Source organism: Paenibacillus hamazuiensis, assembly GCF_023276405.1.
GTDB lineage: Bacteria > Bacillota > Bacilli > Paenibacillales > NBRC-103111 > Paenibacillus_AF > Paenibacillus_AF hamazuiensis.
In genome coordinates, this window is sequence record NZ_JALRMO010000001.1 from 3,117,715 (window position 1) to 3,136,978 (window position 19,264).

The window sequence follows — 19,264 nt, forward strand, 5'->3', positions numbered from 1 at the left end:
TGTCAATCCTCCTGATTCGCTTCCTCGGCTTCCTCTTTATAATCGCATGCCGTACACTGCAGGTTGACGCCGCTTTTGCTCCGCTTCTCTACCATCAAGGATGAGCAGCTCGGACATGCTTTGCTGACGGGTTTATCCCACGATACGAAATCGCAGCCCGGGTATTGATCGCAGCCGTAAAACACCCGGCCTTTCTTGCTGCGGCGCTCGACCACTTTCCCTTCCTTGCAGGTCGGGCAGGTTACGCCGGTATCCTTCACGATCGGCTTCGTATTGCGGCAGTCCGGGAAACCGGAGCATGCCAGAAACTTGCCGAAGCGGCCGAGCTTGTAGACCATATGTTTGCCGCATTTTTCGCAAACCTCGTCGGAAACCTCGTCCTGGATTTCGATCTTTTCCATTTCTTCCTCGGCGACTTCCAGACGTTTCTCCAAGGAGCTGTAGAACTGCTCCAGCACTTTGACCCAGTCTTCCTTGCCTTCTTCGACATGGTCAAGCTCTTCTTCCATTTGAGCCGTAAACTCGACGTCGAGAATCTCCGGGAAAAATTCGACCATCTGCTCGATAACCAGCTCTCCGAGCTCGGTCGGCACGAACTTTTTGTCCTCGATCGCAACGTACCCGCGCTTTTGGATCGTTTCCAGGGTCGGCGCATACGTGCTCGGTCGTCCGATGCCCATCTCCTCCAACGCCCTCACAAGCCGCGCCTCCGTATACCGTGGAGGGGGCTGGGTGAAATGCTGCTTCGGTTCGATCCGTTCCTTTTTCACCTTGTCTCCCGACTTCAGCGGGGGAAGGAACTTTTCCTCCTCGGTGTTTCCGCCGTCGTCCGTGCCTTCCACATATACCTTCATGAACCCGGGGAATTTGACCTTGGAGCCGACGGCGCGGAAAATCGTAGTGCCCACGACAATATCGACGGTCATCGTATCCATGACGGCGGACGCCATCTGGCTTGCCACGAAACGCTCCCAAATCAGCTTGTAAAGCCGGTATTGGTCGCGGCTCAAATATTCCTTGATCTGCTCCGGCTCGCGGAGCACGGAGCTCGGGCGAATCGCCTCGTGCGCGTCCTGCGCATTGGCCGTTTTCTTCAAATAACTGCGCGGCGTTTCCGGATAATACGCTTCACCGTATTTGGCCGTGATATACTCTTTCGCTTCCTCCTGGGCGACCGGAGAAATCCGCGTCGAATCGGTACGCATATACGTAATCAAACCGACCGTACCTTCGCTGCCGATGTCGATGCCTTCATAAAGCTGCTGGGCGACGGACATCGTCTTGGCTGCGCGAAAGTTCAGCTTGCGTGCCGCCTCCTGCTGCATGGAGCTTGTGATAAACGGCGGAGACGGGTTGCGCAGCCGCTCCTTTTCCTTCACCTCGCGGACGATGAAGGTCTGGCCTTCGATCGCCTTCAGCACCGCCTGCACTTCGGCTTCGTTATGAAGCTCTTTTTTATCGCCGTCCGCCTGGTAAAACTTCGCTTCGAACGAGCTTTGCCCCGCCTTGAGCGAAGCGGTGATCGTCCAGTATTCTTCCGGGACGAACGCTTTGATTTCGTTTTCCCGGTCATAGATCAATTTGACGGCGACGGACTGGACGCGCCCGGCGGATAGCCCCTTTTTTACTTTCTTCCACAATAGCGGGCTGATCTTGTAACCGACCAAACGATCCAAAATACGCCGCGCCTGCTGCGCATTGACCAGATCCTGATTGATTTTGCGCGGAGTCTTGAACGCATCCTTGACGGCCTGTTTCGTAATTTCATTGAAAACGACGCGGCAAGCCTCGTCTTCTCCGAGCTCCAGATAATGCGCCAGATGCCACGCAATCGCTTCCCCTTCGCGGTCAGGGTCCGCTGCGAGATATACTTTTTTTACTTTTTTCCGGGCGTCCTTCAGTTCTTTTAGGACGTTGCCCTTTCCGCGGATCGTGATGTATTTAGGTTCGAAATTTTTTTTAATCTCAACGCCCATCTGGCTTTTTGGCAAGTCGCGAATATGCCCCATGGACGCTTTGACGATAAATTTATTGCCCAAGTATTTGCCTATTGTTTTTGCTTTTGCGGGCGACTCTACAATGACGAGTGAATCTGCCATAGGGTCTTTCCCCCCTCACGATATTAAACTCCGGTGAGCTTCGACATTATATGATTATATAAGCGGAACCGGGCAGCTGCTCGATCCTTTTTTTCAAAAGTAAGGATAACAGAACTGAATGCAAATGTCCAAAGTTAAATTGGCTGAGTGCGAGCAGTTCGTCGAAAGTAACCGGCTCAGCCGATAAAAAAGAGGCGATTGTCCGTTCGTCATCGCTCAGGCATTCTTGGCGGGAATTATCATTAATGTATGTAGTTTCTCCAAACGTCATGCGATGCCGGTACTCTTCCAATATATCTTCGGCGCAAGTGATTAATTTCGCTCCGTTCTTGATCAGAGCGAGCGTTCCCGCGCTTTTCGGAGACGTGATCGGACCCGGCACGGCGAATACGTCCCTGCACGCATCGAGCGCCTGATCGGCCGTGATGAGCGAACCGCTTCGCTCAGCGGCCTCGATGACGGCAACGCCAAGACTCAGTCCGGCGATAATCCGGTTGCGCTGCGGAAACAAACCCGGAAGCGACGGGGTTTGCGGCGGATATTCGGATACGAGCAGACCGCTTTCTTCGATCCGGTGAAACAGGCTGCGATTTTCCGGAGGATAAATGCCGTCGATGCCGCAGCCGAGTACGCCGATCGTGCCGCCGCCTCCTCCGCTCGCGCGCAGCGCTCCGACATGGGCAGACGTGTCGATGCCGCGGGCCAGGCCGCTGACCACGCAGGCGCCGGAGGCGGACAATGACTCCGCCAGCTGCTCCGCGACCTTTTTCCCATAAACGGTAGGATTGCGCGTGCCGACCATGCCGATGCAGGGGCGGCTCATCCTCGCGGCATCGCCTTTCAGATAAAGCACCCACGGCGGCTGAGCGATATGCTTCAGCAGCTCCGGGTAATCGTCATCCCAAGCAGTCATCGCCCGGACGCCAAGCGTACGGTAACGCTGAACTCTCTCCCGCTGCAGCGATGCAAGAAAAGAATTATGCACGGAGACGATTTTGGCAGGAGCGATCCCGAATGCCGCCCAGTCGTCCGACGGAATGTGCGGAAGTTCCTTCAGATCCTGCATGGAATCGACGATGCGCCGGATCGTTTTCCACCCGATGCCGGGGGTCTCGTGTAAAGCGATTAATAAAATACGATCGTCCATAGTATATAACAACTCCTTTGCATATCACAAATTTGACAAGGTCCCCCAGTCCTTCGTACGAAAAAAAGCAACCTTCCATATCCCGATAACGGAATGTGAAAGGTTGCTTACCTTCTTGTCAAAACAACGTATTATTTTTTAGTGATGCATTTTTCGAGAAGACCTTTTTCCTTGAGCACTTCTACAAGTGTGGAGCCCATTTCGGAAGGCGTCGGTGCAACTTTGATGCCGCAGCGCTCCATCGTTGCGACTTTCTCCGCCGCTGTGCCTTTGCCGCCGGAAATGATTGCGCCGGCATGGCCCATCCGTTTTCCCGGAGGCGCGGTTTGACCGCCGATGAAGCCGACAACCGGCTTTTTCATGTTGGCCGCGATCCATTCGGCGGCTTCCTCTTCCGCCGTGCCGCCGATTTCGCCGATCATGATGACCGCGTACGTATCCGGGTCTTCGTTAAACAGCTTGAGGATATCGATGAACTCGGAGCCTTTGACCGGGTCGCCGCCGATGCCGACTGCGGACGATTGGCCGATGCCGCGTGTCGAAAGCTGGTGAACCGCCTCGTAAGTGAGCGTTCCGGAGCGCGAAACGACGCCGACATGACCCGGAGTATGAATATATCCCGGCATGATGCCGATTTTGCACTCGCCCGGCGTAATGACGCCCGGACAGTTTGGTCCGATCAGGCGGGTTTTTTTGCCTTCCATGTAACGCTTCACTTTAACCATGTCGAGAACCGGAATGCCTTCTGTGATACAGATGACGAGATCGAGCTCGGCATCCACCGCTTCCATGATGGAGTCGGCCGCGCCTGCAGGCGGAACGTAAATGACCGAAACGGTTGCGCCCGTTTTCTCTACGGCTTCTTTTACCGTATTGTAAACCGGAAGCGTAACGGTAGAACCGTTTTCCAGCGTGAAGTCGACGTCCATGCCGCCTTTGCCCGGAGTGACGCCGGCCACCATTTGCGTGCCGTATTCGAGGCCGCCTTTGGTATGGAACATCCCGGTTTTACCGGTCATATTTTGGGTGATGACTTTTGTATTTTTATTGATCAAAATACTCATTTTTATGGTTCACATCCCTTAATATTATTGAGCGAATTATTTAACTTCCTTCACAAGAGCGACGATTTTTTGCGCGCCGTCGGCCATCGATTCGGCCGCCACGATGTTGAGGCCGGATTCGTTCAGCTTCTTCTTGCCGAGCTCGACGTTCGTACCTTCCAGGCGCACGACGAGCGGACGGTCCAGACCAACTTGCTTCGCCGCCTCGATAACGCCGTCGGCGATAACGTCACATTTCATGATGCCGCCGAAAATGTTGACGAAAATGCCTTTTACAGCCGGGTCGGACAAAATGATTTTGAACGCTTCGGTTACTTTCTCGGTCGTCGCGCCGCCGCCTACATCGAGGAAGTTCGCCGGTTCGCCGCCGTAATATTTGATAATATCCATCGTCGACATAGCGAGACCCGCGCCGTTAACCATACAACCGATGTTGCCGTCGAGCGCGATGTAGCTCAGGTCGAATTTGGATGCCTGAATTTCCTTCTCATCTTCTTCGTCCAGGTCGCGCAGCTCCAAAATTTCCGGATGGCGGTACAGCGCGTTGGAATCGAAGTTCAATTTGGCGTCAAGCGCCATCACATTGCCGTCGCCGGTAACGACGAGCGGGTTGATTTCCGCAATCGAGCAGTCTTTCTCGACGAATGCGGTATAAAGAGCGGTCATGAATTTAACCGCTTTGTTAACGAGCTCGCCCGGGATGTTGATGGCATAGGCCAGCTTGCGAGCTTGGAACGGCTGCAGACCGATCGCAGGGTCGATCACTTCTTTGAAAATTTTCTCCGGCGTGTGAGCGGCCACTTCTTCGATTTCCGTACCGCCTTCTTCGGAAGCCATCATCACGACGCGTCCCGTAGCGCGGTCAACGACCACACCGACATAATATTCTTTCTTGATATCGCAGCCTTGCTCGATGAGCAGGCGCTTCACTTCTTTTCCTTCCGGACCGGTTTGATGCGTCACGAGCACTTTACCGAGGATTTGCTGGGCGTATGTACGAACCTCGTCCAAATTTTTCGCAACCTTGACGCCGCCTGCTTTACCGCGGCCACCGGCGTGAATTTGCGCTTTGACCACGACAACAGGCGTGCCGAGCGACTTTGCGGCTTCTACGGCTTCATCCACCGAGAAAGCGACCTTACCTTCAGGAACGCTGACACCGTACTGTTTCAGCACTTCCTTGCCTTGATACTCATGGATATTCATTTAGCAAAATCCTCCTATCAGTAATAGCATCTATAGTGCTACGAAGGCGCGCAAAAAACAGCGACTTCGTCGCAAACGACATCTTATTTCGCTGTGTCGGCGGCATATTCTATTCGAACATGTAAGTAACCATTACACAACATTCAATATTGTACCACTTTTTTCGGGCGGTTTCCTCATTTTTTGTAGCGAACTACAATTTTTTTTGTTGAAATCGGTTGCAAGGAGGTAAAATTACCCGTTTTTTCTCTTTTTCCAGGTAATAAAAAACAAAAAAGGAACGCATCTCTTCCACAATAGAAAAAATGCGTTCTTCGGGTGTTACATATAAGTCGGATTCGTCTGCGTCATCGCTCGCGGCTCCCGTTCCGCCTGCTTGATAAAGCGAAGCTCGTTGCCGACAAAGCTGCAAACCAGGCATTGGATTTCCGGCTCGGCTTGCTCGATCGGAGCAGGTTCGCTCATTTCCTGAACTTCTCCGGTAATCGCATCCTTCAAAAAACGCTGCGAGTAGTTCGAAATGACGCTGAACTTGACGCGATTGGAACGGCAGTTCGGGCAAAAATAAGGTTTCTGCTGCATGATGATCACCTCATTATGTAGCTTTGCCCAATTTTGCATTTTTCAACCGTTTGTACTAAAATGGGACTAACCGTTTCATCGGACCATCGGCCAATAAGGAAGCACCTTTTGCCAAGGATGGGCAAGCGCGTGATTGTGCAGCTGCGCGTTTCGCCGGAATCTTTAGGATAAGAGGTGCTTTTTGTCATGTATGGAAAAGTGCTCAGCGCATGCTTGCACGGAATCGAAGGAAAAATCATCGAAGTCGAGTCCGACCTCAGCAACGGCTTGCCTCAGGTGTTTATCGTCGGTTTACCGGATTCGGCCGTCCGGGAATCGATAGATCGGGTGAGAGCTGCGATCAAAAATTGCGGCTTCACCTTCCCTCTGCAAAGAATTACGATCAACCTCGCTCCTGCCGATCTGCGCAAGGAAGGCTCCGCCTTCGACCTTGCGATCGCCCTCGGCATCTTGCTGACGAGCGGGCAAATTCGCGGTGCGGAGCTGGAAAAAACCCTCATACTCGGCGAGCTCGCTTTGGACGGAACCATCCGTCCGGTCCCCGGCGTCCTGTCCATGGTCGCCACCGCAAAAAAACTCGGAATGACCCGGATCGTGCTGCCCCGGCAAAATGTGCAGGAAGCCCTGCTCATTCGCGACATCGCAGTTTGTCCGCTGTCGAACCTGAGCGAGCTGAAGGAAATGAACGATACGATCGCGTTTAATGATATTAACGATTCGCTTCCCTTGTCTGCAAGCAGTCCCTCAGAGTCGGCAGGAGCCGGTCAGGACGATTTTGCCGACGTCTGCGGCCAGCTGCAGGCGAAGCGCGCCTTAACCATATGCGCGGCCGGCCTGCACAACGTGCTTTTTATCGGCCCTCCCGGCACGGGTAAAACGATGCTTATCCGGCGGCTGCCGACGATTTTGCCGGAGATGAGCGAAGCGGAGGCGCTCGAGGTGACGAAAATATACAGCGCTTCGGGCAAGCTGGCGGACCGCGGGCATTTAATCCGGTCGCGGCCCTTCCGGGCGCCGCATCATACGGTTTCTCCGGCGGGACTGATCGGAGGCGGATCGATCCCCAAGCCGGGGGAAGTGAGCCTCGCTCACCGTGGAGTGCTGTTTCTGGATGAGCTGCCGGAATTCCAGCGCAACGTGCTGGAGGTGCTGCGCCAGCCGCTCGAGGACCGGCGGGTGACGATCGGACGGGCGCGGGCCGTGTATACGTTTCCGAGCCACTTTATACTGGCCGGATCGATGAACCCGTGTCCGTGCGGTTATCTGGGAACGGACGGAGCTTCGCAAGCATGCCGCTGCAGCCCGCTCAAAATCGATCAATACCGCTCGCGCATTTCCGGCCCGCTGCTCGATAGGATCGATCTGCATGTGGAGGTGCCGCGAGTCGATTTCGCCGCATTCACATCACAGGATAAACCGCTTTCCTCCGCCCAAATGAAGCAAGCCGTGGAGCGGGCAAGACAGGCCCAGCTCGAAAGATACGGCGGGCTGACGGTTCAGTTCAACGGCGAGCTGTCCGGCAAGCCGCTGAGGCAGTTTTGCCGATTGAAGCCATCCGCGCTCTCGCTGCTCAGCGCGTCCTTCGATGCGCTCGGCCTCAGTGTGCGGGCCCACGACCGCGTGCTGAAAATCGCCAGAACGATCGCCGATCTGGACGGATCGCCGGATATTTTGGAGCAGCACGTCGCCGAGGCGCTTCAATACCGGACGCTCGACAAAAAGCCAATGCAGCCTTCGTAAAAGGCGGCATTGGCTTTTAAAATGCATTAACGATATGCTGCAGTTCGGGGTCCGTACCATCCGGTTCCATATGAACCGTCACAACGTCGAAGCGAATTTGACGGTCCGCAAGCCTGCGCTGCTGCAAAAACACCTGCGCCGTTTCCCGCACCTTGCGCTGTTTGCGGAAATCGACGGATTCCTGCGCGAAGCCGAACGTCCCGGTTTTGCGCCGCGTCCGGACCTCGATAAACACGATGACGGCTTCATGCTCCGCGATTAAATCCAGCTCTCCGGTCCGGCAGCGCCAGTTTTGCGCAAGAATCTTATAATTTTGCTGCAAAATATGTTCAAGAGCCAGCTTCTCCCCCTCAGCCCCGAGAAGCTTTCGGCGGTCTGACTTGCTATTATCTAATCTTGGCATCGGTGCTTCTGATCTCCTTCACCCGCTGGTCCGACCGGTAAATAAAGCTGAGCACCTCGGCCACGAGCTGGTACAGCTCCGGCGGGATTTCCTGCTCGAGCTCCAGCTTGGACAGCACCTCGACAAGGGACGGGTCTTCCTGAATCGGAACGCCGTGCTCCTTCGCTTTGTTCATGATCGATTCGGCGACGACGCCCCGGCCTTTTGCCACCAATACAGGCGCCGCCGATCGGCCCGGCGCATATTTTAACGCAACGGCCTTTTTGATGCCCGATTTATTATCGCTCATACGCGGATATCCACACCTTTGTACGATTTCGGGCTGTACAGCGATCTTAGGGCCGCGCTTGCTCCCGGGTCGGCGGAAGCTCCGGCGGATTTTCCGCCTTGAAGGTCGGAAAGCTTTTCCGGATAAGCGCTGCATTTGAGCGAAATGAACTGGTAGCCGATACTCTGCATCCCAGAAGCGATCTCCTCCCGGTTTGCCTCAAGCAACCCGGCGACAATCGGATAGTTATTGTGCACATGGAGGCTGACGATGCGGTCGACCACCTGCACGTCAACCAGCGTGTCGCCCATCTCTTTCATTCGCAGGTCGAACAGCAAGCGGCAGTTATTTGCATCGAGCTCACCGCGCGGTCCTTTCCGCGATTGGATATGGATCGCTGCGGTTTGCTCGCCGTTTTGCGACATAAGCGGCACGAACATCGTCACATGCGAAAACATGGCCGTGCGGTCGTTCGACATCATCAGCTGCTGGCCGGTAATTTGCTGCACGGCCTGCTGCGCGGTTTCCTTCACGGCCGCAGGAACATCGTCAGCGGCCGCGAGCTGCATCAGCAGCCCCTTCAGCGTTTCCCCGGCTTTCGCCGGATCCGGCAAGTCGCCGGCCGACAAATCTCCCACGGACAACGAAACGTTATTCGGCAAATCGGTCATACGTCCCAAAACGTCGGCGGTGCCTTTATCCGGCATCAAATGAACCCGATGTTCATGATCGACTCCTAGTGCCTTCAGCATGCGAACGATCCAATGACCGTTGTTTTCGGAAGGCGCTGGCTGAACCGGGCGATCGGCGGAAGACGCAGGAGCGGACGCCCCGCGTCCAGCCTCCCCAGTGCCCGAAGGGTGCGCGGAGGCTCCGGATTTGCCCGCCAAATCCGCACCCGGAGAAGAGGATTCATTCGTCGCCGCCGGTGCGTTACCGCTAACTCCGGTGTCCGCTTTTTGCGGCATGCCGAATCCGTTGGCCTCCGAAGCGTTCATTGGCGCTGTGGTGCCTCTGAGCGGAGGCGTCTGGCCCGACGGCTTCCCCGCTTGCAGAGCGGCGCCTGAGGGCTGCGCAGGCGTCAGCGGTGATGCCGGAGCTTCCGCTGTCGGAGAGTCCGCCGCAGGCGGTGCGCCGGCCTGCGGCGCCGCCCCAGCGGCGGCGGCAGCTTCCTGCCCGGCGGCCAATTGCCCGCCCGCCGGAGACGCTTGCGCTGCGGAAGCCGGTGGCCCGGGCGGAACGCTCCCCGGCGCGGCGTTTCGCGCTGCCGGTGCGGCTGTTCCCGCTTCGGCCGCCCCCGGCGCGGCAGCCTGGCTTGTGCCGCCGGCAGACGCCGGCACCGCTGACGCCTGCGCGCCGCCCGGCACGGGCCCGGCTGCACCCGCCGAGGGAGCGGCGCTTGAACCGGCCGCAGCGTTTCGCGCTGCCGGTGCGGCCGTTCCCGCTCCGGCCGCCTCCTGCGCGGCAGCCTCGCCTGCGCTGCCGGCAGACGCCGGCACGGCTGACGCCTGCGTGCCGGCCGGCGCGGGCCCGGCTGCGCCCGCCGGTGTGGCGGCGCCTCGCGACGCCACTACAGCCGGCGTCGCCGCGCCCGGCACCGCGCCCGCTTCCGGCGCTGCGCCTCCCGGCGAGGGCTGGCCCACGCCAGCCTGCGGCCCGCTCGGCACGCCGGTGCCGCCCTGCGCCGGCACCGTACCGCCGCTCGGCACCACGCCTCCGCCCCGCCCGGCTTCGGCGGAGGAGGAGGCGGCGGCCGTCTGCACCGGCCCTGCCGGCTGCGGCTCCCCGCCCGTTGCGGTAAGCTGCGCCGACGCCGATCGCACCGCGTTCAGCTGCTGAAGCAGCTTTTGCAGCACATCCTTCGTTTCCCCGGACATACCCGGCGCTTCCGTCTGCCCGAGCAGGTCGCTCACCTGCGCGGCAAGCTGATCCAGCGTCGAATGCATCGGCTCGCCGAATAACGTCTGACGTACTGCCTGAATCGTTTCTTTCGTCAGCGGGAGCCCTTTTTGAAAAGCGATGACCGCAGCCTGGTTCCATTCGTCCGCACGGATCTGATCCGGAATTTGCGCCTGCGCCTGCATAAACAGCTGGACATTTTCCTTCGTCAGCGGCACTCCCGACTGGTTCAGCAGCTGTACAAGCTGCCTTGCCGCCGGTTGATCCTTGAGGCCCAGCTCCTTAAGCACCGACCCGAGCGAATCTTCGGAAATTTGCACATCCGAGGACTGCAGCGGCTTCAGCATCACCTGGCCGTTTCCCGACTCCGGCTGCACCTGCAGCATCGTCACGTCGCCTTGCTTCAGCGGGGTTTCCAGCCGGGCGCGCACCTGTACTCCGCCAATGTTGACAATCGCTTCCTGCTCGGGCAAAGACTGCAGCACGACGCCTTTGACGACCTGACCGACCTTCAGCTCCAGCGTTTTCGGCTCCGATGCCTGCACATCGCCGAGCACGCCGCGAATAATGCCGCCAATGTTCATAAATGTTCCCCCTCTGCCGAAGGCGCAGATCAAACCATCGACCCTTTTTCGTTATGTATGTTATATCGGCTTTGTGCCGGCGAATATTTACAGCTCAAACAGCTCCTGCTGCTCGTATAAAATTTTGCTTAAAAACGTCTTGCGGTGCATCGGCGAAGGACCGTGCTCTACGATGCGCTCCCGGTGCAGCTTTGTGGCGTATCCCTTATGCATCGCAATTCCGTATTCGGGGTACTGCAAGTCCCATTCCAGGCAAAGCCGGTCGCGCGTCACCTTCGCGATGATCGACGCGGCGGCGATCGATTGGCTGAGCGCATCGCCGTGAATGACGGCAAGCTGCCGGATCGGCACATCCACCTTTTCCGCATCGACAAGCAAATAATCCGGTTCCACGGCCAGCCGCTCCACCGCCATCTTCATCGCCAGGCGCGCCGCCTGCTTGATATTGATCTTCTCGATGGTCGGCACGTCGACGATGCCGACGCCTACCGCCAGCGCCTTCTCCATAATGACATCGTACAGCTCTTCGCGCTGTTTTTTGCTTAATTTTTTCGAATCGTCCACGCCTTCAAGTTCAAGCCCTTGCGGCAAAATGACCGCGGCCGCCACCACATCGCCAAACAGACATCCGCGTCCTACCTCGTCCACACCGGCGATATGGGTGCGTCCCTTCTCCCACAGCTCACGTTCATATTCCAGCATGTGTCCGTTTCTCCTCTAATTCCCATGTATGTATACTCCCTGCATAATGCAGCGTATTCCCATTATAACGCGGCCCGTCCGAATTGTCGCCCCCACCCAGGAGCAAACGAAAACGCCACCGCAGCGCTCCCTTAAGGAAGCCGCGATGGCGTCAGTTATGCGTGAACGAGCTCCGGCGTTTCCAGCGTAATCCGGCCCAGCTTGCCGGCCCGCAGCTCGCGCAAAATAAGCAGCGACGTCTTTTCATAGTCGATCCTGCCGCCGCCGAGCAAAGCACCGCGCTTGCGGCCGATTTCCTCCATCACCTTGACGATTTCGTCCGTATCGGACGAATCCGCTGGCAATGCGGCAAGGCCGAACCGCTCTTTCATCGCATCGCCGTAATGCTCGACCAAATAACGCAGGGCAAACAGCGCAATGTCGTCTACATGCAAAATTTCTTCCTTGATCGCACCCGTTACGGCCAGCCGGAAACCGACCAGCTGATCCTCGAACTTCGGCCACAGGATACCGGGCGTATCGAGAAGCTGCATCTCTTCGCCTATCTTGATCCACTGCTGCGCTTTCGTCACCCCCGGCTTGTCGCCGACGGCGGCAATTCGTTTTCCCGCCAGCCTGTTGATAAGGGTCGACTTCCCTACGTTCGGAATACCTACGATCAAAGCGCGGATCGCCCGCGGGTTGATCCCTTTGCGAAGCTGCGCCTCGATTTTGTCCGCCCACAGCTCCTTGCAGCGGGGAATGATCTGGTTCACCTGATGGCCGGAATTCGCATCGATCGGCAGCGTTTTAAGGCCGAGCTCGTTTTGAAAATAGTCCTGCCACCTTGCGGTTACCGCCGGATCGGCCAGATCGGATTTATTGAGGACGACAAGGCGCGGCTTACCCTGCAAAATCTCGTCAATCATCGGGTTCCGGCTCGACATCGGAATACGCGCGTCCAGCAGCTCGATGACGACGTCGATCAGCTTCAGTTTTTCTTCGATTTGCCGTCGCGCCCGGGTCATATGACCGGGAAACCATTGAATCGTCACTTGCAATCACAACCCTTGCTTACGTTACTTGAAATGAACGAAGCCGATTTTATTAAACGGCCAGAAAATGAGGTCCGCCCGGCCCACGACCTTGCTGTACTCGATAAACCCGATATCGCGGCTGTCGGCGCTGTTGGAGCGGTTGTCCCCCATTACGAAAATCGCCCCTTCGGGAACGGTCTTTTCGTTAAAGTTCCTTATGTTATAAGGTCTCCCCTCTTTAGCGGCTTTATCCAGCGCCTCTTTGAGATACGTCTCGTCAAGCGGCTGATTGTTCACGTATACCTTGTCTCCGTCTACGCGAATCGTTTCCCCCGGGAGGGCGATAACCCTTTTTATGTAGTCTTTTTCCGGCGTCGCATGAAAAACAATCACTTCGCCCCGCTGAGGCTTTCGCAGCGAGTAAATGATCTTGTTCACAATCAAGCGTTCCCCTGTGTAAAAGTTGGGCTCCATCGAGGGACCTTCGACGATAAAAGGCGCAAAAATGAGCCACCGAATCAAAAACACGAGAGCGGCCGCGATCAGCAGCGCCTTGATCCATTCCCAGGTTTCATTTTTCAACGTCGTTTGTTTGTTATCCACCGATTGTTCTTGATCCATCTAGCTCTCTGCCTTTCGCGAAAAAGGATTGGAAAAAACGAAAAGGAGCTTGACAATACAAGCCCCCGGTTGTTCTTATCGAATTTCTTGAATTCTTGCTGCCTTACCGCGAAGACCGCGCAGATAGTAGAGCTTCGCGCGACGAACTTTACCACGGCGAGCCACTTCAATCTTCTCAATCTTCGGAGTGTGAAGCGGGAACGTTCTTTCCACACCCACGCCGTAAGAAATTTTTCTTACCGTGAACGTTTCGCTGATTCCGCCGCCGCGGCGCTTAATGACAACACCTTCGAACAGCTGGATACGCTCGCGGGATCCCTCGATAACTTTTACGTACACTTTCAAAGTATCGCCGGGGCGAAAGCTTGGGATATCTTGGCGAAGTTGTTCCTTCGTAATCTCCTGAATTAAGTTCATATATGACTCCCTCCTTCCACACAGGTGTTCATTCCGCCCTGAGACGGCTTATGCCGCCTAACGTATATGCGTAGAGGACCACCGTATTCAACAAAAACCACAACGTTAAATATATTATCACAGCTTCCATGAAAAAACAACTCCAATATCGGGGGTTTTTCAAATTGGAGCCCATTCATGGGGAAAAAGCCGTTTCATGGCTAAAATGTCCGCTCGAAACTAGTCCGTTTGTTCGCCGGTTTCCGCCCGCAGTTCTTCCAGCCATTTGCGTTCCTCCGCCGTAAGCGGGTAATTTTCCAGCAAATCGGGCCGTTTAAGCAGCGTTCGCCGGAGCGATTCCCGCTTGCGCCACTTTGCAATATTGTCGTGATGACCGGACAGCAAAATATCCGGCACTTCCCAGCCGCGGAAGCTGACGGGACGCGTATAATGCGGGTATTCCAGCAGGCCGGTGCTGAACGAGTCGGTGACCGCCGACGTCTCGTTGCCGAGCACGCCGGGCAAAAGCCGCACGACGCTGTCAATGACGACCATCGCCGGAAGCTCGCCGCCGGTCAGCACGTAATCGCCGATGGACAGCTCGTCCGTAACGAGATGCTCGCGTATCCGCTCGTCATAACCTTCGTAATGGCCGCATACGAAAATAAGATGGCTCTCCTGTGCAAGCTCCTCCGCTTTTTTTTGCGTGAACGTTTCGCCTTGCGGACACATGAGGACGACCCGCGGCTTGGCTCCGTCCTCCGCAACCTCTGCACCATCTCCGCCGGCCAGCAAATCCTCCACCGCGGCAAAAATCGGCTCCGGCTTCAGCACCATGCCGCCCCCGCCGCCGTACGGGTAATCGTCGACCGTATTGTGCTTATTGTTCGAGTAATCGCGAAAGTTGACCGTGTTGAAGGAAACGAGGCCTTTATCCCGCGCTTTCCCCAGGATGCTGGAGGAGAACACGCCGTCGAACATGGCCGGAAACAACGTCAATACGTCGATTTTCATCAGTCCAGCAAACCTTCCATAATATGTACCTGCACGACCTTTTCGGCGACATCCACATCCAAAACGACATCGTCGATGACCGGAAGCAGCAGCTGCTTGCCGTTTTTCCGTTTCACGACCCACACGTCGTTCGCGCCTGGAGTTAAAATCTCGACGATGCTGCCGAGCTCCTCGCCTTCGTCCGTAACGACGCGGCAGCCGATGATCTCATGGTAGTAATATTCGTCTTCTTCCAGCTCCACAAGATGCTCCTCGGACACTTTGACAAGATAACCTTTATATTTTTCGACATCGTTAATGCTGCCGTATCCCTTCAGCTTGACGATGTACATGTTCTTATGCAATCGCGACGATTCGACCGTCACCGGAACGCGCACGTTTTTTTCCGGATCGAGCAAAATCAGTTCGCTTCCTTTGGCAAACCGCACATCGGGAAAATCCGTCTGCGATACGATTTTCACCTCGCCGCGAATGCCGTGCGTATTAACGAGTTTGCCAACGGTAAACAGCTTGTCACCCATCCTGTCCCTAACCTCCAACAACCGACTCTAAGAAACTTCACTAAAAGCGAGCGAACTTCGGATTTCACTCACACCTTCGCCAAAAAAAGTATATCGCAAAAGACAAAAGAGTTAGGACGCATGGTCCTAACTCCTCCTAGCATAGCCCATTTACGAAACAATTTCAACGTTCACACGTTTGCTTTCCTTGACGGCAGCCGACGTAACGACAGTGCGGAACGCTTTGGCGATACGCCCCTGCTTGCCGATCACCTTCCCGACATCGCTTGGATGGACGGACAGCTCATACGTGATCTCGCGTTCGTTTTCACGAGCCGCGACGCGAACTTCATCAGGATGATCTACCAACGCCTTGGCGATGACAGTGATTAACTCTTCCATCCGCGTAAAACCCCTTTACCGGAGATTACTTCTGAAGCTTCGACTCGTGGAATTTCTTCATGATGCCGGCTTTGCTGAACAGGCTGCGTACCGTATCGGATGCTTGAGCGCCTGTTTGCAGCCATTTCAGCGCTTTTTCCTCATCGATATTAACGATAGCCGGCTGAGCAACCGGGTTATAAGTACCGATCTCTTCGATAAAACGGCCGTCGCGCGGGGAACGGGAATCGGATACCACCACACGGTAGAAAGGAGCTTTGTGAGCGCCCATACGTTTCAAACGAATGCGTGTTGCCATGAATATCACCTCCTACATAGAATAAACGGCTTGATTATTTAAAAGGGAAAACGCATCCCTTTGCCGAGCTTGCCTTTCATGCTTTTCATCATCTTTTGGCCTTTCGGGCCCATCATCCCGGACAACTGCTTCATCATTTTGCGCATTTCCTCGAACTGCTTGATGAAGCGGTTGACGTCGTTCAGCGTGTTGCCGCTGCCCGCCGCAATTCGTTTGCGCCGGTTCAAGGTCATCATATCCGGGTTGGCGCGCTCTTCCTTCGTCATTGAGCGCACGATGGCGGTCACGCGGTCCATCTGCTTGTCGTCGACCTTGACGTCCTTCATGCCCTTCATCTTGTTTGCGCCCGGCAGCATGCCGAGAATTTGGTCGAGCGGCCCGAGCTTCTTGACTTGCTCCATTTGCTCGAGAAAATCGTCGAACGTAAACTCCGCCGTGCGCAGCTTGCGCTCCATTTCCTTCGCCTTGTCGGCGTCGATCGCCGACTGCGCCTTCTCGATCAGCGTCAGCATGTCGCCCATGCCGAGAATCCGCGAAGCCATCCGCTCCGGATGGAACGGCTCGAGCGCATCGAGCTTTTCGCCGGTCGCGGCGAACTTGATCGGGCATCCGGTGACCGCTTTGACGGAAATCGCCGCACCGCCGCGCGTATCGCTGTCGAGTTTGGTCAAAATGACGCCGGTCAGCTCAAGCTGCTTGTGGAAGCTTTCCGCTACATTGACGGACTCCTGGCCGATCGTCGAATCGATGACGAGCAAAATCTCGTCCGGCTTCACTTCCGCCGCGATATTCCGCAGCTCGTCCATCAGCGCTTCGTCGGTTTGCAGACGTCCCGCCGTATCGACGATCAAGTAGTCGTTGCCGTGCTCCTTCGCATGCTGAAGAGCTTGCTTCGCAATTTCCACGGGACTGACTTTATCGCCCAGCGAGAAAACAGGCACCTTGAGCTGTTCGCCCAGCACCTGCAGCTGCTTGATCGCCGCAGGGCGGTAAATGTCCGCCGCCGCGAGCAGCGGCCGGTGATTTTGCTGCTGCAGCAGCTTGGCGAGCTTGCCGGTCGTCGTCGTCTTGCCGGCTCCCTGCAAGCCGACCATCATGATGACCGTCGGCGGCTTGTTCGAGCGGGCCAGCTTGCTTTGCGTACCGCCCATCAGCTCGGTCAGCTCTTTGTTGACGATGTCGACGACGACCATCGCCGGAGTAAAGCTCTGCAGCACTTCCTGGCCGATCGCTTTCTCCTTCACCTTGGCGATGAAATCTTTGACCACCTTGAAGTTAACGTCCGCCTCGAGGAGCGCAAGCCTAACCTCGCGCAGCGCCTCGTTAACGTCGTCTTCGGTCAGCTTGCCTTTTCCCCGCAGCTTGCTGAATACGTTTTGCAGCCGGCTGGCCAATCCTTCGAATGCCATATCAGCTCACCTCTTCCGTTGGTAAAATAAGGGTTCTTTATTCCAACATCCGGTCCAGCAGCTGCCTTACCTGCTGCCGCAGATCGGCTTCGGCCGTCTCCAGCAGCCGATCGATTCCGCTCGCTGCGGCGACACGCCGCTCGTGCTTCGCCAGCAGCTGCAATTTATCTTCATAATCCGCGAGCGATTGCTCCGCGCGTTTAATATGCTCAAAAACCGCCTGGCGGCTGATTTGAAACTCCGCTGCGATTTCCCCGAGCGAATAGTCGTCGTGAAAATACGCCTTCATAAACATCTGTTGTTTTTCCGTGAGCAGCGGCTCGTAAAAATCGAACAGCAGATTGATCCGGTTCGTCTTCTCGAGCGGTTCCGCTTCGGTTCCGTGCTGAGTAGCGGCATCGGTCACGGGCGTTCACCTCCGTTAAGGTAAAACCCTTTACAGCAACTTTTATATCATATTTGATTTTGGGATGGATGTCAACCTTTAAACCTTGCCACCCCCTTGCCGCCTTTTCGATGCTTCATTTTCCGGGAGTCGGGAGCTGCATTTGCAGATCCAAGTTCCCTGCTGTCGAAAAATAAGCGCAATTTCTGTGCTTACGGGCTGTGCCAATGCCACTTCAGCTTCGATAAAACCAATCAGTTGTATTATTTTTTTAACAGATGCCCGATTCGGAAGATTTGTACAATAATAAACCAACTAATTGAGTTTATTTGGCCGGATTTGCTCATTTCCGTCTGAAATAAACCAAGTTGTTGCGCTTATCGACAAACCCCAAAAGCGGATGAGGGAGTACCCTCCCCTCATATCGAGGGATTCATCTTGGCACTGGGGTTCCGGTTAACCCAAAAACAACAAGTCCGGCCAGCCGGCCGGACCTTAATGAAAATTCACTTGCTCTCCGCTGCCCCGTCCTCGTCATCTTGTTCCTCGCGGATCAAGTCGGCAAACAGCGCGTGTACGAACTGCTCCGAATCGAAAGCCTGCAGATCGTCCATTTTCTCGCCGAGGCCGACGAATTTGACCGGCAGCTGCAGCTCCTGGCGGATCGCGATGACGATGCCGCCTTTGGCGGTGCTGTCCAGCTTGGTCAGCACAAGGCCGGTCAGGCCCGACTTTTCGTCGAACAGCTTCGCCTGGCTGAGCGCATTTTGCCCGGTTGTGGCGTCAAGCACAAGCAGCACCTCATGCGGAGCTTCCGGCACTTCGCGGCGGATGACGCGGTAAATCTTGTTCAGCTCCTCCATGAGGTTCACTTTATTTTGCAAACGGCCTGCCGTATCGCAAAGCAAAATGTCCGCGCCGCGGTTTTTCGCCGCATGCAGCGCGTCAAACATAACCGCGGCCGGATCCGAGCCGGCCTGCTGCTTGATCACATCGACGCCGACGCGGCGGCCCCATTCCTCAAGCTGCTCGATCGCGCCGGCCCGGAACGTATCCCCGGCGGCCAGCAACACTTTTTTTCCTTGCGATTTGAACATGTGCGCCATCTTGCCGATCGTCGTCGTCTTGCCGACGCCGTTGATGCCGACGATCAGGATGACGGTCAAGCCTTGATCGGCAAACCGCAAAGAAGCGTCCTGCTCCCCTTTGAGCAAGGCGACCAGCTTCTCGGACAGCACCGGGCGAAGCTCGCTCGGGTTTTCGATCTTCCGCTTTTTCACTTCCGTGCGAAGCTCGTCCATCAGCTTCATGACCGTGCCTACGCCGACGTCGGCTCCGATCAATATTTCCTCCAGCTCCTCGTAAAACTCTTCGTCGATCTTCTTGCGGCGCGAAAACAAGTCCTCCACGCTGCCGACCAGCGCATCCCTCGTTTTCGTGAGGCCTTCCATAAATTTGCTCGTAACGGCTTCCGCCTTGGAAGATATGCTTTCTTTCAGTCTTTTAAAAAAACTCATCGGTCCAGGGCT

At 55.9% G+C, this 19,264-nt stretch carries 20 protein-coding genes; 1 reads left to right on the plus strand and 19 read right to left on the minus strand.

The window, feature by feature from the left end; all coding sequences use genetic code 11:
- Positions 1-2 precede the first annotated feature (2 nt).
- The 5 genes from topA to MYS68_RS13750 all read right to left on the minus strand — a co-directional run bounded on the left by topA (position 3) and on the right by MYS68_RS13750 (position 6,098).
- Positions 3-2,099 carry a type I DNA topoisomerase gene (topA, locus tag MYS68_RS13730; RefSeq protein ID WP_248926385.1) on the minus strand — a complete coding sequence of 699 codons (2,097 nt, stop codon included), beginning with the start codon at positions 2,097-2,099 and terminating at the stop codon, positions 3-5.
- A 46-nt stretch (positions 2,100-2,145) separates the two neighbouring features.
- A complete protein-coding gene (dprA, locus tag MYS68_RS13735) occupies positions 2,146-3,246 on the minus strand; it encodes a DNA-processing protein DprA (RefSeq protein WP_248926386.1) in 1,101 nt (366 codons plus the stop codon).
- 131 nt (positions 3,247-3,377) lie between these two features.
- Positions 3,378-4,310, minus strand: a complete 933-nt coding sequence (gene sucD, locus MYS68_RS13740) for a succinate--CoA ligase subunit alpha (protein WP_248926387.1) — start codon at positions 4,308-4,310, stop codon at positions 3,378-3,380.
- 36 nt (positions 4,311-4,346) lie between these two features.
- On the minus strand, positions 4,347-5,516 hold the full coding sequence (sucC, locus tag MYS68_RS13745) for an ADP-forming succinate--CoA ligase subunit beta (protein WP_248926388.1): 1,170 nt from the start codon (positions 5,514-5,516) through the stop codon (positions 4,347-4,349).
- A gap of 321 nt (positions 5,517-5,837) precedes the next feature.
- Positions 5,838-6,098, minus strand: coding sequence for a hypothetical protein (locus tag MYS68_RS13750; protein WP_248926389.1), 261 nt, complete (start codon positions 6,096-6,098; stop codon positions 5,838-5,840).
- A gap of 186 nt (positions 6,099-6,284) precedes the next feature.
- On the opposite strand from MYS68_RS13750, the gene MYS68_RS13755 reads away from it, so the two are divergent.
- A complete protein-coding gene (locus MYS68_RS13755) occupies positions 6,285-7,838 on the plus strand; it encodes a YifB family Mg chelatase-like AAA ATPase (RefSeq protein WP_248926390.1) in 1,554 nt (517 codons plus the stop codon).
- Positions 7,839-7,854: 16 nt separating this feature from the next.
- Here the strand turns inward: MYS68_RS13755 and MYS68_RS13760 are convergent, their stop codons facing one another.
- The 14 genes from MYS68_RS13760 to ftsY all read right to left on the minus strand — a co-directional run bounded on the left by MYS68_RS13760 (position 7,855) and on the right by ftsY (position 19,252).
- Positions 7,855-8,241: a YraN family protein gene (locus tag MYS68_RS13760; protein ID WP_248926391.1), complete on the minus strand. Its 387-nt coding sequence runs from the start codon at positions 8,239-8,241 to the stop codon at positions 7,855-7,857.
- Entirely contained in the window at positions 8,225-8,530 is a 306-nt protein-coding gene (locus MYS68_RS13765; protein ID WP_248926392.1) for an EscU/YscU/HrcU family type III secretion system export apparatus switch protein, read from the minus strand. Before MYS68_RS13765 ends, MYS68_RS13760 begins: the two co-directional genes overlap by 17 nt.
- Positions 8,527-10,992 carry a hypothetical protein gene (locus tag MYS68_RS13770; protein ID WP_248926393.1) on the minus strand — a complete coding sequence of 822 codons (2,466 nt, stop codon included), beginning with the start codon at positions 10,990-10,992 and terminating at the stop codon, positions 8,527-8,529. The genes MYS68_RS13765 and MYS68_RS13770 overlap by 4 nt, the downstream gene beginning before the upstream one ends.
- Positions 10,993-11,079: 87 nt before the next feature.
- A complete protein-coding gene (locus tag MYS68_RS13775) occupies positions 11,080-11,694 on the minus strand; it encodes a ribonuclease HII (RefSeq protein ID WP_248926394.1) in 615 nt (204 codons plus the stop codon).
- Positions 11,695-11,849: 155 nt separating this feature from the next.
- Positions 11,850-12,728: a ribosome biogenesis GTPase YlqF gene (gene ylqF, locus MYS68_RS13780; RefSeq protein WP_248926395.1), complete on the minus strand. Its 879-nt coding sequence runs from the start codon at positions 12,726-12,728 to the stop codon at positions 11,850-11,852.
- Between the two features lie 24 nt (positions 12,729-12,752).
- On the minus strand, positions 12,753-13,331 hold the full coding sequence (gene lepB, locus MYS68_RS13785; protein ID WP_248926396.1) for a signal peptidase I: 579 nt from the start codon (positions 13,329-13,331) through the stop codon (positions 12,753-12,755).
- 75 nt (positions 13,332-13,406) lie between these two features.
- A complete protein-coding gene (rplS, locus tag MYS68_RS13790) occupies positions 13,407-13,748 on the minus strand; it encodes a 50S ribosomal protein L19 (RefSeq protein WP_248926397.1) in 342 nt (113 codons plus the stop codon).
- 219 nt (positions 13,749-13,967) lie between these two features.
- A complete protein-coding gene (gene trmD, locus MYS68_RS13795) occupies positions 13,968-14,741 on the minus strand; it encodes a tRNA (guanosine(37)-N1)-methyltransferase TrmD (RefSeq protein WP_248926398.1) in 774 nt (257 codons plus the stop codon).
- On the minus strand, positions 14,741-15,262 hold the full coding sequence (rimM, locus tag MYS68_RS13800; protein ID WP_248926399.1) for a ribosome maturation factor RimM: 522 nt from the start codon (positions 15,260-15,262) through the stop codon (positions 14,741-14,743). Before rimM ends, trmD begins: the two co-directional genes overlap by 1 nt.
- Before the next feature lie 150 nt (positions 15,263-15,412).
- Positions 15,413-15,643, minus strand: coding sequence for a KH domain-containing protein (locus MYS68_RS13805; protein ID WP_248926400.1), 231 nt, complete (start codon positions 15,641-15,643; stop codon positions 15,413-15,415).
- 25 nt (positions 15,644-15,668) lie between these two features.
- Positions 15,669-15,941, minus strand: coding sequence for a 30S ribosomal protein S16 (gene rpsP, locus MYS68_RS13810; protein WP_248926401.1), 273 nt, complete (start codon positions 15,939-15,941; stop codon positions 15,669-15,671).
- Positions 15,942-15,979: 38 nt separating this feature from the next.
- Positions 15,980-17,350, minus strand: coding sequence for a signal recognition particle protein (ffh, locus tag MYS68_RS13815; RefSeq protein WP_248926402.1), 1,371 nt, complete (start codon positions 17,348-17,350; stop codon positions 15,980-15,982).
- A gap of 37 nt (positions 17,351-17,387) precedes the next feature.
- Complete coding sequence (gene ylxM / locus MYS68_RS13820) at positions 17,388-17,756, minus strand: YlxM family DNA-binding protein (RefSeq protein WP_248926403.1); 369 nt, start codon at positions 17,754-17,756, stop codon at positions 17,388-17,390.
- 485 nt (positions 17,757-18,241) lie between these two features.
- Positions 18,242-19,252: a signal recognition particle-docking protein FtsY gene (gene ftsY, locus MYS68_RS13825; protein ID WP_248926404.1), complete on the minus strand. Its 1,011-nt coding sequence runs from the start codon at positions 19,250-19,252 to the stop codon at positions 18,242-18,244.
- Positions 19,253-19,264: the final 12 nt, after the last annotated feature.